The organism is Pigmentiphaga sp. NML030171 (assembly GCF_002188635.1).
GTDB classification, from domain to species: Bacteria; Pseudomonadota; Gammaproteobacteria; order Burkholderiales; family Burkholderiaceae_B; genus Pigmentiphaga; species Pigmentiphaga daeguensis.
In genome coordinates this window covers 64,090-79,987 of record NZ_NINX01000035.1, presented here as the reverse complement: position 1 = coordinate 79,987, position 15,898 = coordinate 64,090, and the positions used below count along the sequence as shown (strand labels likewise).

Genomic DNA, 15,898 nt, shown 5'->3' with positions numbered 1-15,898 from the left:
CGCCCCCTCGAGGGGGCGGCACTGGCGGACCGGCAAAGCCGGATCCGCTGTGCCCTGGGCCGAGCAGAGGGTATCGGGGCGCGCGTTGCGCTTTGGGCTATTAGAATGGCGATTATATCAACTGGACGGAGCGGCCCTGGCCGCTCCTCATCTGCGGGCAGAATCGTTTGACCACGAACCACGTACCTATCTTCCGCCTGCGCGGGGGTGCGGGCCGCGCGGCGGCCCTGGCGGGCGTCCTGGCGCTGGGCATCGCGCTGGCGCCCGCCCCGCTTCCCGCCCAGACCACCACGGCCACGCCGCCGGTGCTGGCGCCGTCCTCCGATGGCGATCAGGCCATCCCCTGGCTCAGCAACCTGCTCGAGGCCCTCAAGCCCGGCGTCGACACCCGCCTGCCCGAATCGAGCCGCGCCCTGGCGCAGCGGCTGGAGCGCCAGCTGGACGAAGGCAAGGCCGCCCAGACCCTGGCCGAGATCGACCAGCACCTGGCCGCCGACACGCAGAAGTCGCCCGACGCCACCAACGCGCAGTTGCTCTTCCTGAAGGGCCGCGCGCTGAACCTGCTGGGCCGCCGCGACGAGGCCAAGGCCATCTATCGCGACATGACCGAACGCTTCCCCGAGCTGCCCGAGCCCTGGAACAACCTGGCCGCGCTGGAGGTGGCCGACGGCCGGCTGGACCAGGCCAAGGTGGCCCTGGAGATGGCCATCCGCACCGACCCGAACTACGCCGTCGCGCGCGAGAACCTGGGCGATTTGTATATCATGCTGGCGGCGCGCTCGTACGGCACGGCCACCAAGCTGAATCCGCGCGACGCCGGCGCGAGCCAGAAGGAAACCGAGACCCGGAAACTCCTGGAGCCGCCGGCGTCCTCCGAACCTCCCCCCAGGACACCCCGATGAAACTGCTTTTCTCCAGCCTGGCGCTGGCTGCCGCGCTGGCTTCGCCGGCCGCGCTTGCCGCGCCGCAGGTCGCGTTGCAGACCTCCATGGGCCGCATCGTGCTCGAACTGGACGAGGCGCGCGCGCCCGCCACCGTCGCCAATTTCCTGCAGTACGTGCGCGAGGGCCACTACGACGGCACGATCTTCCACCGCGTCATCAACGGCTTCATGATCCAGGGCGGCGGCATGACCGCCGACATGAAGGAAAAGCCCACGCGCCCCGGCATACGTAACGAAGCCTCAAATGGCTTGAAAAACACGGCCTATACCGTGAGCATGGCCCGTACGCCCGACCCGCACTCGGCCTCGGCGCAGTTCTTCATCAACGTTGCCGACAACGACTTCCTGAACTATCGCGAGCCCACGACCCGAGGCTGGGGCTACGCGGTATTCGGCAAGGTGGTACAGGGCAAGGAAGTGGTCGACAAGATCAAGGCCGTACCCACCGCCACGCGGGGCCAGAACGAAGGCGTCCCGCTACAACCCATCGTGATCCAAAAAGCTGAGGTCCTGAACAAATGACTACCCGCGTCAACCTGCACACCAACCACGGCCTGATCGGCCTGGAACTGGACGGCGAGAAAGCCCCCAAGACCGTCGAGAACTTCGTCTCCTACGTCAAGAGCGGCCACTACGACAACACGATCTTCCACCGTGTCATCAACGGCTTCATGATCCAGGGCGGCGGCTTCGAGCCCGGCATGTCGCAGAAGCCCACCCAGGCCCCGATCGAGAACGAGGCCGCCAACGGCCTGAAGAACGACCGCTATACCGTCGCGATGGCGCGCACCAACGCCCCGCACTCGGCTTCGGCGCAGTTCTTCATCAACGTCGCCAACAACGACTTCCTGAACTTCAGTTCGCCCACGCCGCAGGGCTGGGGCTACGCCGTGTTCGGCAAGGTCGTCGAGGGCGCCGACGTGGTCGACAAGATCAAGGGCGTGAAGACCGGCAGCCGCGCCGGCCACCAGGACGTGCCCGTCGAGGACGTGGTCGTCACCAAGGCAGAAGTCGTCCAATAACGCCACGGGCCGGGGCCGGCGGCGAAGCGCCCGCTTCCCGAACCGGCCGGCAGCCGGCCCGGCCCCATCGAGAGTTTCCGTGACCGGCTCCCCTCTTCCCGGGACATCCGCTTCCCATTCCGTCCTGACTTTCTCCGGCCCCGTCTGGCTGGCATCCGACATGCACCTGGGCCCCGACGGGCCCGCCACGCGCGAAGCCTTCCTGGCCTTCCTGCAGGCCGCGGCCGACGGCGCCTGTGCCCTGCTGCTGCCGGGCGACATCTTCGACGCCTGGGTGGGCGATGACGAGATCGACGCCCCCGCGCCGTGGCTGCAGTCCGTCCTGGACGGACTGCGGGCCGCGTCCGCGCAGATTCCGGTCCATCTCGGACCTGGCAACCGCGATTTCCTGATGGGCAAGCGCCTGGCCGAGGCCACCGGCACCCGCCTGCTGCCCGAACCGGTCGTGCTGCGCACCGACGGCGGCGAGTTCCTGCTGTCGCACGGCGATGCCCTTTGTACCGACGACGTGGAATACCAGCAGTTCCGCGCCATGGTGCGCAATCCGCAATGGCAGGCGCAGTTCCTGGCCCAGCCGCTGACGGCCCGCCAGGCCATCGCCCGGCAGATGCGCGAGCGCAGCATGGCCGAGAAGAGCCGCAAGGCGGCCGACATCATGGACGTGAACCAGCAGGCCGTGGAAGGCGCGCTGCGCGCCCACGGCGTCACCCGCATGATCCATGGCCACACGCACCGGCCCGGCCGGCAGGTGTTCGAGCTGAACGGCCGGCGGTGCGAGCGCTGGGTGCTGCAGGACTGGGACCTGGACGATGCGGCCGATCCGCGCGGCGGCTGGCTGGCGATCGACCAGGACGGCCCCGTCTACCACGACATCGCGCTGGACGACTGAACCGGCGCGCGCTCCCCCGGGCCTCAGAACAGGCGGCCCGGGCCGGCGGGCACGTGCACCCAGCCGCTCATCAGGCAGCGCGCCGTACGGGACACCGTGGCGCGTTCCAGCCCCCACCCGTTCCCGTTGCTGACCACGGTCGCCCAGGCGGCCTGTACCCCGCTGGCGTGGCCGATCCGGGTCGCCACGCCGGGCAGCGTGCGCGCCACCTGCGATACCACCGATCCGGGCACCGCGGCGGCCACCGCCAGCGAAATCGCGCCGCGGGTGCCGAAGCCGCGCTGCATGCGCCCTTCCGCCATGCTCCGCGCGAGCACGTCGATACTGTCGCGCGAGACGTCGCCGCCCCCCGCCGCCTTGTACGACATGGGCGGCGCCACCCAGACCAGCCTGGGCAGCGCGGCGCCGGGTTTTTCGGCTCGCGCGCGGGACATCAGCCCCATGGCCACCGCCCCCGCTATCCGCACCGACTCCAGCCGGGCGAGCGTCTTGGCGTCGCGATTGAAGGTATCGGGCTTCTCGCGGCCATGGAGCCCGAGGTCCGAGGCGCGCGCGAAGATCGTTGCCTCGTCGGTCCGGACCAGGCTGACCGGCAAGGGGGCCATGCCCTCGACCTCCAGCACGTCCTGCACGCGCCCCGTGGGAAGCAGGCTGGCCGCGCCATCGTCGATGAAATCCAGCCGCACCTCGGCGGCGGGAAAGGGCACGCCGTCCTCGGTGAAGACGCCGTCTTCCAGCACTTCCCCGCCGCGGACCTCGACGTGGGCCGCCAGCCATCGTCCGGGATGCGGCTGCCAGATGCGTACCACCGTCGTACCCTCGCGGGCCGGGACCAGTCCCTGCTGGATGGCGTACGGCCCCACGGCCACGGCCAGGCTGCCGCCGTTGGTGGACCAGTCGATGACCGGACGGTCGATGGCGACCTGCCCGCAGCGGTATTCCACGTCGCAATCGTCGCGGCTGGAAGCGTCCACCACCACCACCTTGCTGGTGGACGGGCTGGCCCCGCCCATGCCGTCGGTCTGGCGGGAATACGGATCGGGGCTGCCCAGCACCCGCAGCAGCACGCGGTCGCGCTGCTCGGGGTCGCGGGGCAGGTCCCGGGCATTGAAGAACACGCCCTTGCTGGTTCCCCCGCGCATGTAGACGGCGGGAATCTTAAGAACTGCCATGGGGAATCTTTCGGGATTGCGCGATCATTGCGGTACATACGCCCCGCAACAGGTCCGTTTCCTCGCGGCTCAGGCCGGAACGGGCGAAAAGGTGGCGCATGCGCGGCATCAGCTTCTTGGGATGCCGGGGATCCAGGTAGCCGACCGCGATCAGGGCCTGCTCCCAATGGGCCAGCAGCGCTTCCACCGCTTCGCCCGAGGCCGGCTCGGCGCGCGGGCCGGCCACCGCCAGCGCCTCGGCCCCCAGCAGCGCGTAGCGCAGCTCGTAGGCGGCCAGTTGCAAGGCCTGCGCGACATTGAGCGACGAATATTCAGGGTTGGCGGGAATGTGGCAGATCCGGTGGCACATTCCCACCTGTTCGTTGGTCAGGCCCGAACGCTCGGTACCCAGCACGATCGCCGCCTGGACCCCGTCCTGCCCGTCCGCGCTGCCGGCCAGGTGCTCGCGCACCAGTTCGGCGGCCTGCCGCATGTCGCAGGCCGGCGGGCCGAGGTCGCGGTGGCGGGCGGTCATCGCGAACGCCATGGTCACGGGCGCCAGGGCTTCTTCCAGGGTGTCGCAGACGCGCGCGGCCGCCAGCACGTCGGTGGCGCCGCTGGCCAGCGCGATCGCCTCCGGATGGGCCGGCGTATCGGGAATTCGCGGGTTGACCAGCACCAGGCGGGCGAACCCCATGGTCTTGATCGCCCGTGCCGCGGACCCCACATTTCCGGGGTGGCTGGGTTCGACCATGACGAAACTGACTCGGGAAAGCATGTGTCCTTTAAACTAGAGGGGTTTCACCAATTCCCAGCCCTATCGGCTCTCTTATGCATCCCATGCTCAACACCGCCGTCAAGGCGGCCAGGCGCGCCGGCGCCATCATCAATCGCGCCAGCCTGGACCTCGATCTGGTCAAGGTGTCTCAGAAGGGACCGGGCGATTTCGTCACCGAAGTCGACAAAGCTGCGGAAGCGGCCATTGTTGAGATTTTGAAGACGGCCTACCCCGACCACGGAATTCTAGCCGAAGAGTCCGGCGAGGCCCCGGGCGCCGCCGACGCCAACGGCCAGCAGGAAAACCTCTGGATCATCGATCCGCTGGACGGCACGACCAACTTCATCCACGGCATGCCGGTCTACGCGGTCTCGATCGCGCTGATGCAGCGCGGCCAGGTCACCCAGGCCTGCGTCTTCGATCCGTCGCGCAACGAGCTGTTCACCGCCACCCGCGGCGCCGGCGCCTTCCTGAACGACCGGCGCATCCGCGTCTCGCGCCGCACCCGCATGCCCGAGACCCTGATCGGCACCAGCTTCGCGCCGGACCCCAGCGGCAAGCGGCTGGCGCTGTGGACCAAGACCTTCGGCCAGATCTCGGCCACCACCTCCGGCGTGCGCCGCCAGGGGTCTTCGGTACTGGACCTGGCCAACGTCGCGGCGGGCCGGCTCGACGGCTACTACGGCTGCGGCCTGAAGCCCTGGGACCTGGCCGCGGGCAGCCTGCTGATCCTCGAGGCCGGCGGCCTGATCGGCGACTTCGATGGCGAACAGGGCTGGATGCAGAACGGCGAAGTCGTCGCCGCCACCCCCAAGGTCTTCCCCCAGCTCCTGTCCCTGCTGGAACCGCTCAAGGAAGCAAGGGGCTGAAACACCCTCCTCCAGGCCTGCCCGCCGCCGGTTCTACAATGGCACCGGCCTCGCGGGTGCCTTGCCGGACCGGCTCCGGGCTCTCCAGCCGCCACCCGCGCCCATCCATCTCGTCCGCCCGCGGACGCCGACACTCATGACCGAAAACACGCTTTACCTGATCAAAGCCTTCTTCCTCGGCATCATCGAGGGCCTGACCGAATTCCTGCCCGTTTCCAGCACCGGACACCTGATCCTGGTGGGGGACTGGATCCATTTCTTCTCCGGGGATGCCAAGGTATTCGAAGTCGTCATCCAGTTCGGCGCCATCCTGGCGGTCATCTGGATCTTCCGCGAGAAGGTCGCCCACATCCTGGCCGGCATCCTGACCGGCGACAGGTTCTCGCTGAAGTTCGCGCGCAACATCATCATCGCCTTCCTGCCCGCGGCCATCGTCGGCGTGACCTTCCTGAAAGAAATCAAGACGGTGCTGTTCACCCCCGGGGTGGTCGCGACGACCCTGATCATCGGCGGCATCATCATCCTGTTCGTCGAGCGCAAGCCCCAGGGCGAGGTCAAGACCCAGAACATCAGCGAGATCACCGGTTTCCAGGCGCTGATGGTGGGACTGGCCCAGTGCCTGGCCATGATCCCCGGCACCTCGCGCTCGGGCGCCACCATCATCGGCGGCATGGCCGCCGGCCTCAAGCGCACCACCGCCACCGAATTCTCGTTCTTCCTGGCCATGCCCACGATGCTGGCAGCCTCGGTCTACGACGCCTGGAAGAACCATGAATCGCTGACCAGCAATGACGTCACCGCCATCGGCATCGGCTTCCTGGCGGCCTTCGTCGCCGCGCTGGTGGTGGTCCGGGCGCTGATGCGCTTCGTCGCCAACCATTCGTACCGGGTGTTCGGCTGGTATCGTATTGCCCTTGGAGCGGTCATCATCCTCTGGATGATGATCTAAGGGGGGACCACCCCCTACGCGCTTCGCGCGCCCCCTCAAGGGGACGGCACGGGCGGACCGGCGGAGCCGGATCCGCCGTGCCCTGGAAAATCCGGGACGCGTGCGGGGTGGCCTCAACAGGAATTAGCATGGTGACCATCAAGAACCGGGTTGTCGTTCCCCTTGAAGAGGGGGGGATTCCGCCGGAATTCATCACTTTCAACGGGTTCACGGAGGAGCACGTGGCCATCGTGTTCCCGCAGCTCAAGCCGGGCGGCACGCCGCCGCTGGTGCGCGTGCATTCGGAGTGCCTGACGGGCGATGTGTTCGGATCGCAGTTGTGCGATTGCGGCCCGCAGTTACATGAGGCGCTGTCGTGCTTCTCGCGCGAGGGCGGGATCCTGTTGTACCTGCGCCAGGAAGGACGCGGCATCGGGCTGTACGCCAAGCTCTCGGCGTACGCCCTGCAAAAGAAGGGCCTGGACACCTTCGAGGCTAACCGGCACCTGAACCTGCCCGAGGATGCCCGCAGCTTCGAGCCCGCGGCGCAGATGCTCCAGGCGCTGGGCGTGGCGCGCATCCGGCTGCTGACCAACAATCCCGACAAGGCCAGCCAGCTCGAGGAACACGGCATCGACATCGAAAGCATCATCCCCACCGGGGTCTACCTGAACCCCAACAACCGCCGCTACCTCGAAGCCAAGGTGCGCCACAAGCAGCACACCATTCCCCTGTAGGTCGGCACATGGCCCAAGCCGACCTGCACCACCACCTGATCAATGCATGGTCCGTCGGCTGGGCGCTCTACATCGCCAGCGTCACGGTATGGATCGTGCTCCAGAGGCGCCCGCCCCTGTCGACGGTACTGTGGATATTGGTGCTGGCCCAACTGCCCTACATCGGCTATGCCGTCTACTATTTCTTCGGCCCCCAGCGCCTGAAGCGGCGGCGCCTGAAAAGGCTGCGCAGCCGCCTGCTGATCGCCAGCCAGACCGAACGCGCCCTGCTGCGCGAGCACGACCACGATACCCCGCCGCCGGTGGCGCGCATGGCGGCCCTGGCCCGCACCACCAGCGACATCCCGCTGTCCTCGGCCACCGACGTGCGCCTGCTGGTGGGAGGCGAACAGACCTACGATGCGTTCATGGAGGCCATCGCCGGCGCACGCCACCACGTCCATCTGGAGTTCTACATCTTCAAGCCCGACCGCATCGGCACCGCGATCCGCGACCTGCTGATCGAGAAGGCACGCCAGGGAATCACGGTGCGGCTGCTGGTGGACGCCCTGGGCTCCGACCGCCTGGGCCGGCGCTTCCTGGCACCGCTGCGCGAGGCCGGGGCGCAGGTGGGCTTTTTCCATAACGTGCGCATCGGCCGCCGCTGGCGCCCCGTGACCAACTACCGCAATCACCGCAAGATCCTGATCTGCGACGGCAGGATAGGCTTCACGGGCGGGCTGAACGTCACCGACGACGAGGACGAGCGCGTGCGTCCCGACGCCTATCACGACGTGCACCTGCGCGTGGAAGGCGGGGCCGTGCGCTGGCTGCAGATGGTGTTCCTGGAGGACTGGGCCTACACCACCGGGCAGCGCACCGACGATTGCGAACTCGACACGCTGCTGCCCGAGGTGCCGGGTGGCCCGCACCAGTTGCAGATCCTGGTCTCCGGCCCCGACGATCCGCGCCAGTCCATCCACCGTACCCAGGTGGCGGCCATCCATGCGGCGACCGAGCGCGTGTGGCTGACGACAGCCTATTTCGTGCCCAGCGAAGCGGCATTGATGAGCCTGACCAGCGCCGCCCTGAAAGGCGTGGACGTGCGCCTGCTGGTGCCCCGGCGCAGCGACTCGCTGGTGGTGACCGCGGCCTCGCGCTCGTACTTCGACGAACTGCTGGAGGCGGGCGTCAAGATCTGGGAGTACCGGGACCGCATGCTGCACTCCAAGACGCTGCTGGTGGACGACACCTATTCGTTCATCGGCACGGCCAACTTCGACAACCGCAGCTTCGACCTGAACTTCGAGGTCACGGCCCTGGTCTACGGCGAGGACATGGCCCGCCAGCTGGGCCGGCAGTTCGAGCTCGACCTGCGCCATGCGGCCCGCGTCCCCAAGGACAGGCAATCGCCCTTCGTGCGCCGCCTGTTCGACGCCTCGGCGCGGCTGTTTTCGCCGATGCTGTAGGGCCTGCCGCCGTCAGTGCTTGCTGACCAGCGGCCCGGACAGCCAGTTCTCGGCCAGGTCCACGTCGCGCAGCAGCACGGCGAACACGTCGTCGTCGATCAGGCGCGCATCGCGCAGCCGGTACAGCTCGGTGCGCTGGGCGTAGATCGCGGCCATGCGCAGGTCGCGTTCGAAATTGCGGTGCTGGTTGGCCCGTTGGGCGATCTCGGCCGTGTCGCTTTCGGCATCGATGCGGTTGCGGTAGATCTGGGCCAGCGTGGCGGCGATGTCGGCCAGCATGGCCTTCGCGTCGTCATCGGCCAGCTCCCTGTCCATGCGGGCCTGCGCCTGCTCCAGGCCGGCCTGCGCGGCCAGCGCCAGGCGCAGCCGCGCTTCGCGCTCTTCCTTTTCCTTCATGGTCTCGACCGGCGTCGGCACCTTGGGCAGCACCAGCGGCAGCAATGAGCTGCCCAGCAGCAGCGAGCACAGGATCACCCCCGTCGCCAGGAAGATCAGCAGGTCGCGGCCGGGAAACGGCACCCCGGCGGAGATCTCCAGCGGCACCGTCAGCACGCCCGCCATCGTGATCGAGCCGCGCACCCCGGACAGCGACGTGGTCAGGATCACCCAGGTGTTGACCTTGCGCACGGGAGAGCCCTGCAACAGCATGCGAAAGCTCTTCAGGTGGTAGGTGACCCAGACCCACAGGAAACGCAGCGCGATCAGCGCCACCGTGATCGCCACCACATAGGCGAACAGGTGCCAGACCGGCACGTTGCCCGCCTCCCTCGCGTCGGCATGCGCCAGCCCGATGACGCTGGGCAGTTGCAGGCCCAACAGGATGAAGGTCATGCCATTGAACACGAATTCCAGCATGGACCAGACGCTGTTGCTCTGCAGCCGCATGGCCGACGACCCCTGCCCCGATTCGGTATAGGTCATGGCGATGCCCGCCGCCACGGCGGACAGGATGCCGGACACGCCGAAATGCTCGGCCACCAGGTAGGCCGCGAACGGCGTCAGCATCAGCAGCACGACTTGTATGGCCGGCTCGTCGTCGGTCCAGCGCGCCACCATCCTGCGGCCCAGGCTCAGCAGCCATGCCAGGGCGCCGCCCACGGCCAGGCCGCCCAGGGCGATGACGAGGAAGCTCAGGCTGGCCTGCCACAGCGAGAACGACCCGGTCAGGACCGCCGCGATCGCGAACTTGAAGGCCACCAGGCCCGAGGCGTCGTTCATCAGGCTCTCTCCTTCCAGCACGTGCTGCAGCTTGGGAGGAAGCCGGTTCTTGCCGACGATGGCCGATACCGCCACGGCGTCGGTGGGGGACAGCACCGCGCCCAGCGCGAAGGCGACGGGCAGCGAGATGGCGGGTATCAGCCAGTGGATGAAGTAGCCCACGCCGACCACGGTGAAGATCACCAGGCCCAGCGCCAGGGCGAGAATCGGGCCGCGCAGCTGGTACAGCTGGCGCTTGGGAATGCGCCAGCCATCGACGAACAGCAGCGGCGGAATGAACAGCAGCAGGAACAGCTCGGGATCGAATCTCACCTTCAGGCCGAAGGCCGGTGCCGCCAACAGCGCGCCGATGGCGATCTGGAACAGGGGTAGCGGCAACCGTATCGGGGACAGCCTGGACACCACTCCCGACATCGCCACTGCCAGCAGCAGCATCAGCACGGTGAAGACGATTTGCATGGAAACACGGCCTGGCGAGGAAAACCGTCGTCAAGCCTACCACCAAACCGGACCGGGCCCGGACCTTCCCCGGCTACTTGCCCAGCAGGCCGGCCTGGTACGCCGCCACGAACTGGCCGAAATCGCCCGTCTGCACGCGCTCCAGTTCGCGCTGTTCGGCCAGGGACTGTTCGGCCAGGGCACGAAAGCCCGCCAGTTGCTCGCCGGTGCAGGGCTGGGCGCGGAAGTGCTCCGCATGCTGCCGGCTGGTTTCCAGCATGAAGGCCTGGAACGTCATCCCGCTGGCGCGCAGGGCTTCGAGCACGCGGGCCGACGGCGTCAGCTCGGGCGCTTCGACCTTGGCGCGCTGCGCGGCTACCGAGGCCGCGTAGCCGGTCTCGCCGTGGACCCGGTCGAGCAGGTCGGCACAGGCGGCGATGCGATCCAGCAATTCTTCGGCCCACGCGCGCAGGCCGATCTCGCTGCCCTCGCGGTTCAGGACCAGGTCGGGCTGGCGGCCCCGCTTGACCACGGTCAGGAAGTTGTTGGCGCTGAGCCGGCAATGTCCGCCGTCGCCGAACAGCGGGCTTTCCTGCAGCGTGCAATACAGCAGGAAGGCATCCAGGAAGCGGCTGGTGGTCTCGTCCATGCCCACGGGCAGGAAGGGATCGATATCCATGCAGCGCACTTCCACGTACTGCACGCCGCGTTCGGCCAGCGCGCGCAAGGGCCGCTCGCCGCTTCGGGCGACGCGCTTGGGCCGGATGCTCGAATAGTATTCGTTCTCGATCTGCAGGATGTTGGTGTTGAGCTGCACCCACTCCCCATCGCGCACCGTGCCTATCTTCTCGTACTCGGGCCAGGGCGTGCTGACCGCTTCGTACAGGCGCGCGACGTAGGTCGACAGATCGTTGTAGCAGGGCTTCAGGCCGGCCTGGGCCTTGTTCTGGTAGCCCAGGTCGCTCATGCGCAGGCTGGTGGCATGAGGCAGGTACAGCGTCTGGTCGTCCAGCCGCTCGAGCTGGTGCGGGCGGCCCTGCAGGAAATCGACCGACAGCGCCGGCGAGGCGCCGAACAGGTACATCAGCAGCCAGCTGTAGCGGTTGAAGTTGCGTATCAACCCGACGTAGCGGGCCGACTGGCGATCCTTGTCCGAGATCCCGGCGGGCTCGCCGGCGTCGGCCAGCAGCGGCCAGAGATCTTCCGAGAACGAGAAGTTGTAATGGATGCCGGCGATGCACTGCATGGCCTTGCCGTAGCGATAGGCCAGGCCGCGCCGGTACACGTGCTTGAGCATGCCGATGTTGGAAGTCCCGAACCACGCGATGGGAATGTCCTTCTCGGGCGGCAGGCCGCACGGCATGGACTGGTTCCACAACAGCTCGCCGCCCAGTTCGCCGTGGACGAAGCGATGGATGTCGCGCAGCTCGGCCAGCAGCGACTCGTGGCCGACGTGGGTGCCGGTGATCAGTTCGATCAGGGCTTCCGAATAGTCCGTGGTGATGCTCGGGTGCGTCAGCGCAGCGCCCAGCGCGGCCGGGTGCGGGGTCATCGTCAGGTGACCCTGGGGGTCGACGCGCAGGCTTTCTCGTTCGATGCCATGAAGCCTGCGGGCCAGCACGGCGCGATGCGCGGGCTGGTCCAGCAACGCCAGGCGGCGGTCTAGCAGATCACTCACGGATGTCCTTGAATTCGTACGGCCTCGCATGGCCGCGGCCGGCATGGGCGTGTTTATATCCCAATTGCCGCCCACGCGCCTACGCGGCAGGGCGGCACATTATAGGTGTGGAGCCGGATGCTCCTGGAATTCCCTTACAAGGCTGCGTTCTTTTCGTGGCTGCCGTAGCCAAGCATACCCCGGCCGGCCTTTCCCCCGCCGAGCCGGGGGAAATACCCCACGCTCCCGCGGTCTGGGCCACAATCACGCTTTCCACAGCCCACGGAATGCGTCGATGCCGCTCTCGTTCAGCCCCAACCCCATACGCGGCAGCCGCGCCATGGCCGTCGCTCCGCACGCACTGGCCTCGCAAAGCGCGCTGGCCGTCATGCGCGAAGGCGGCAATGCCGTCGAGGCGATGATCGCGGCGGCGGCCACCATAGCGGTCGTCTATCCCCACATGAACAGCATCGGCGGGGATGGCTTCTGGCTGATCAGCCGCCCGGGCCAGCCGCCCTTGGCGCTGGAAGCCTGCGGCGCGGCGGCGGCCGCCGCCGACATCGCCTCGTACCGGGAGCGCGGCCTGGACGCGATCCCGTTCCGGGGCGGCCTGGCCGCCAACACGGTGGCCGGCACGGTATCGGGCTGGAATGCCGCCCACGAATGGTCCCGGCGCGAACTCGGCGGCCGCCTGCCGCTGGCCCGCCTGCTGGCGGACGCCGTCGACTACGCCCGCCGCGGCATGCCGGTCACCGCCAGCCAGGCCGCCTGCACCCAGGCCAAGCGCGAGGAACTCTCGGGCGTTCCGGGATTCGCCGACACCTTTCTTCCCGGCGGGGCGCCTCCCGCGGCCGGCGCCCTGTTCCGCCAGCCGCGGCTGGCCGATACCCTGGAACATCTGGCGCGCGCCGGCCTGAACGACTTCTACCGGGGCGAACTGGCCCAAGCCATGGCCCGCGATCTTGCCGACGCCGGCAGCCCGCTCGTGGCGGCCGACCTGGCCGCCCACCAGCCGGTCTGGAAGACGGCGCTGGTGCTGGAACACAGCCGCGGCAAGGTCTACAACGTCCCTCCTCCCACCCAGGGCCTGGTGTCGCTGCTTATCCTGGGCCAGCTGGACCGCCGCCTGCCCCGCGAACTGGATCCCGCCGGCGCGGACTACGTCCATCTTTGCGTCGAGGCGACCAAGCTGGCCTTCGGCGTGCGCGACGCCCACATCACCGACCCGGCGCACATGGATGTCGACCCCCAGTCCCTGCTGGCCCCGCGGGAATTGGACGCCATGGCCGCCAGGATCTCCGCGGACCGGGCCGCCCCGTGGGGCCAGGGCAAGGGGCCGGCCGATACGATATGGATGGGCGCGGTGGACGCCCAGGGCGTCGCGGTGAGCTTCATCCAGAGCATCTATCACGAGTTCGGCAGCGGCGTCGTGCTGCCCGGGTCGGGGGTCAACTGGCAGAACCGGGGATGCAGCTTCTCGCTCGACCCGCGATCGCGCAATCCGCTGATGCCCCGCCGCAAGCCCTTCCACACCCTGAATCCCGCCATGGCCCACCTGGCCGACGGGCGCACGCTGGTCTACGGCAACATGGGCGGCGACGGCCAGCCCCAGTCGCAAAGCGCCGTCTTCACCCGCATCGTGCACTTCGGCATGAATCCCCAGGCGGCGGTGGACGCACCCCGCTGGCTGCTCGGCCGTACGTGGGGGCAATCCTCGGACACCCTGAAACTGGAGTCGCGCTTCGACCAGGCCACGGCCGACGCGCTGCGGGCACGCGGACACGAGGTCGAGATGCTGCGCCCCTACGACGAGACCATGGGCCACGCCGGTGCGATCCTGCGCCAGGCCGACGGTACGCTCGAGGGCGGCGCGGACCCGCGCAGCGACGGCTCCGTGGCCGCATGGTAGAGGTGGCGCCGATTACCAACGGACAAGATTCCACGTAAAACCTTACACAGCGTGGCCGCGAAGCCGTCTAGATTGAAAAGCGTGGTGTTTTCGATCTACGAGGAGCACGCGATGAAGCATACCGACTACGCGGCGCGGCCCCCCCATGGGGGCGGCTTTTCTTCCCTGGGCCGTACCGGGATGAAACACTTCGCCCTGGCCATCGGCCTTGCCGGCTGCTGCGCCGTGGCATACGCCCAGCAGGCGCCGACGCGGGACCAGGCCACCCAGGCCCTGCAGAACGCCATGCAAAGGGAAATCCAGTCCATGAACAACCAGCAGGGCTTCGATAGCCCGTCGGCGACCAGCATGACCCGCTCGCTGGAGGTCAAGGCGCTGAACAACTGCAGCGCCTCGGGCTCCCAGAGCGTGACCTGCGACGTCACGACCAGCGCGGACGTCAAGGGCAACCGCCGCGAGGGTACCCACCGCTACGAGTTCTACCAGCAGGGAGGCCGCTGGGAGGCCAGGCTGCCGGCCTCCTGAGGTCGAGCCCGGCAGGACGCCGGCGCGGCCGTCATGCCTTGCGCATGCCGGCCGCGCTTGCGTTCAGCGCTTGCCGGCCCCTGCCAGCAAGGCGTTGAGCAGGATGGCGCCGAAGGTGGCGGTACCGATTCCGCCCAGCGCGAAGCCGCCGAAATGCAGGGTGAAATCGCCCGTGCCCAGTACCAGCGTGACCGCGGCCACGATGAGGTTGCGGTTGTCGGAGAAATCGACCCGGTTCTCGACCCAGATCCGCGCGCCGGCCACGGCGATCAGCCCGAACACCACGATGGAGACGCCGCCCAGCACCGGCCCCGGGATAGTCAGGATGACCGCGCCGAACTTGGGCGAGAATCCGAGCAGGACGGCGATCAGCGCGGCGATCACGAACACCAGCGTCGAATAGATGCGGGTGACGGCCATGACGCCGATGTTCTCGGCATAGGTGGTCAGGCCCGTGCCGCCCACGCTGCCCGACAGCATGGTGGCGACGCCGTCGCCGACGAAGGCGCGGCCCACGTAGCGGTCCATGTTGTAGCCGGTCATGGCGCTCACCGCCTTCAGGTGCCCCAGGTTCTCGGCCACCAGGATCACCGCCACCGGCGCGATCAGGATCATCGCATCCAGCTTGAACACCGGGGCGGTGAAGCGGGGCAGCCCGAACCACGCGGCCTGCGCGACCGGCGCGAAATCGATGGGCTTGCCCAGTCCCATGCCGTTGGTCAGCAACGCGTAGAGCACATAGGCGAGCAGCAGTCCGGCCAGGATCAGCAGGCGCTGCAGCATGCCGCGCGTGAAGACCGCGACGACGCCCACGCACAGCACGGTCGCCAGCGCCATCCAGGCGTCGAAGGAATTGGCGGTGACGCCCTTGACCGCGATGGGCGCCAGGTTCAGGCCGATGACGGCCACCACCGCGCCCGTGACCACGGGAGGCATGAAACGCTCGATCCAGCCCGCGCCGGAAGCCATCACCACCAGCCCGATCAGCGCGTAGACGACGCCGCAGGCGATGATGCCGCCCAATGCCACGGCGATGTTGCCGTTCAGCCCCGACCCGCCGTATCCCGTGACCGCGATCACCAGCCCGATGAAGGCGAAGCTGGACCCCAGGTAGCTGGGCACCCTGCCGCCGACCACCAGGAAGAACAGCAGCGTGCCGATGCCCGACATGAAGATCGCCAGATTGGGATCGAAGCCCATCAGGAGCGGCGCGAGCACCGTCGAGCCGAACATCGCGACCACGTGCTGCACCCCCATGGCCAGCATCTGCGGCCACGGCAGACGCTCGTCGGGCGCGATGACGCGCCCCCCCTCCAGGCTGCCCGGCTGTTCGCGCCAGGCCGGAAAGTATGAACCCGCCATAGATACACTCCCTCGCTTTGTTTT

Annotated in this window: 15 protein-coding genes; 10 read left to right on the top strand and 5 right to left on the bottom strand. The window is 68.2% G+C overall.

The features are described from left to right. Window positions 1-167: 167 nt before the first annotated feature. The 4 genes from CDO46_RS14995 (at window position 168) to CDO46_RS14980 (ending at window position 2,854) form a co-directional block, all read left to right on the top strand. Complete coding sequence (locus CDO46_RS14995) at window positions 168-902, top strand: tetratricopeptide repeat protein (RefSeq protein WP_087839291.1); 735 nt, start codon at window positions 168-170, stop codon at window positions 900-902. Beyond that, window positions 899-1,465: a peptidylprolyl isomerase gene (locus tag CDO46_RS14990; protein WP_087839290.1), complete on the top strand. Its 567-nt coding sequence runs from the start codon at window positions 899-901 to the stop codon at window positions 1,463-1,465. Before CDO46_RS14995 ends, CDO46_RS14990 begins: the two co-directional genes overlap by 4 nt. Further along, window positions 1,462-1,965 (top strand): peptidylprolyl isomerase, encoded by a 504-nt coding sequence (locus tag CDO46_RS14985; protein ID WP_087839289.1) that lies wholly within the window; start codon window positions 1,462-1,464, stop codon window positions 1,963-1,965. The genes CDO46_RS14990 and CDO46_RS14985 overlap by 4 nt, the downstream gene beginning before the upstream one ends. A gap of 124 nt (window positions 1,966-2,089) precedes the next feature. Beyond that, on the top strand, window positions 2,090-2,854 hold the full coding sequence (locus CDO46_RS14980; RefSeq protein ID WP_254914621.1) for a UDP-2,3-diacylglucosamine diphosphatase: 765 nt from the start codon (window positions 2,090-2,092) through the stop codon (window positions 2,852-2,854). 23 nt (window positions 2,855-2,877) lie between these two features. On the opposite strand, the gene CDO46_RS14975 is transcribed toward CDO46_RS14980, so the two are convergent. Together CDO46_RS14975 and CDO46_RS14970 are read right to left on the bottom strand one after the other, a co-directional pair. Then, window positions 2,878-4,026, bottom strand: a complete 1,149-nt coding sequence (locus tag CDO46_RS14975; protein ID WP_087839287.1) for a PrpF domain-containing protein — start codon at window positions 4,024-4,026, stop codon at window positions 2,878-2,880. Continuing rightward, window positions 4,013-4,783, bottom strand: coding sequence for an RNA methyltransferase (locus CDO46_RS14970; RefSeq protein ID WP_087839286.1), 771 nt, complete (start codon window positions 4,781-4,783; stop codon window positions 4,013-4,015). Before CDO46_RS14970 ends, CDO46_RS14975 begins: the two co-directional genes overlap by 14 nt. A gap of 53 nt (window positions 4,784-4,836) precedes the next feature. On the opposite strand from CDO46_RS14970, the gene CDO46_RS14965 reads away from it, so the two are divergent. The 4 genes from CDO46_RS14965 to cls all read left to right on the top strand — a co-directional run bounded on the left by CDO46_RS14965 (window position 4,837) and on the right by cls (window position 8,765). Next, complete coding sequence (locus CDO46_RS14965; protein ID WP_087839285.1) at window positions 4,837-5,652, top strand: inositol monophosphatase family protein; 816 nt, start codon at window positions 4,837-4,839, stop codon at window positions 5,650-5,652. A 136-nt stretch (window positions 5,653-5,788) separates the two neighbouring features. Beyond that, window positions 5,789-6,601: an undecaprenyl-diphosphate phosphatase gene (locus CDO46_RS14960; protein ID WP_087839284.1), complete on the top strand. Its 813-nt coding sequence runs from the start codon at window positions 5,789-5,791 to the stop codon at window positions 6,599-6,601. Window positions 6,602-6,729: 128 nt separating this feature from the next. Beyond that, on the top strand, window positions 6,730-7,317 hold the full coding sequence (ribA, locus tag CDO46_RS14955; RefSeq protein ID WP_087839283.1) for a GTP cyclohydrolase II: 588 nt from the start codon (window positions 6,730-6,732) through the stop codon (window positions 7,315-7,317). An 8-nt stretch (window positions 7,318-7,325) separates the two neighbouring features. Beyond that, window positions 7,326-8,765 carry a cardiolipin synthase gene (gene cls, locus CDO46_RS14950; RefSeq protein ID WP_087839282.1) on the top strand — a complete coding sequence of 480 codons (1,440 nt, stop codon included), beginning with the start codon at window positions 7,326-7,328 and terminating at the stop codon, window positions 8,763-8,765. Window positions 8,766-8,777: 12 nt separating this feature from the next. On the opposite strand, the gene CDO46_RS14945 is transcribed toward cls, so the two are convergent. Both CDO46_RS14945 and gshA read right to left on the bottom strand, forming a co-directional pair. Then, complete coding sequence (locus CDO46_RS14945) at window positions 8,778-10,442, bottom strand: Na+/H+ antiporter (protein WP_087839281.1); 1,665 nt, start codon at window positions 10,440-10,442, stop codon at window positions 8,778-8,780. A 73-nt stretch (window positions 10,443-10,515) separates the two neighbouring features. Then, window positions 10,516-12,129 (bottom strand): glutamate--cysteine ligase, encoded by a 1,614-nt coding sequence (gshA, locus tag CDO46_RS14940; RefSeq protein WP_217896314.1) that lies wholly within the window; start codon window positions 12,127-12,129, stop codon window positions 10,516-10,518. Between the two features lie 289 nt (window positions 12,130-12,418). Here gshA and CDO46_RS14935 point away from each other — a divergent pair, with 289 nt between their 5' ends. Both CDO46_RS14935 and CDO46_RS14930 read left to right on the top strand, forming a co-directional pair. Continuing rightward, on the top strand, window positions 12,419-13,987 hold the full coding sequence (locus CDO46_RS14935; protein WP_087839522.1) for a gamma-glutamyltransferase family protein: 1,569 nt from the start codon (window positions 12,419-12,421) through the stop codon (window positions 13,985-13,987). 111 nt (window positions 13,988-14,098) lie between these two features. Further along, complete coding sequence (locus CDO46_RS14930; protein WP_140416867.1) at window positions 14,099-14,512, top strand: hypothetical protein; 414 nt, start codon at window positions 14,099-14,101, stop codon at window positions 14,510-14,512. 63 nt (window positions 14,513-14,575) lie between these two features. Here the strand turns inward: CDO46_RS14930 and CDO46_RS14925 are convergent, their stop codons facing one another. After that, window positions 14,576-15,874 carry a solute carrier family 23 protein gene (locus tag CDO46_RS14925; RefSeq protein WP_087839278.1) on the bottom strand — a complete coding sequence of 433 codons (1,299 nt, stop codon included), beginning with the start codon at window positions 15,872-15,874 and terminating at the stop codon, window positions 14,576-14,578. Window positions 15,875-15,898 lie beyond the last annotated feature (24 nt).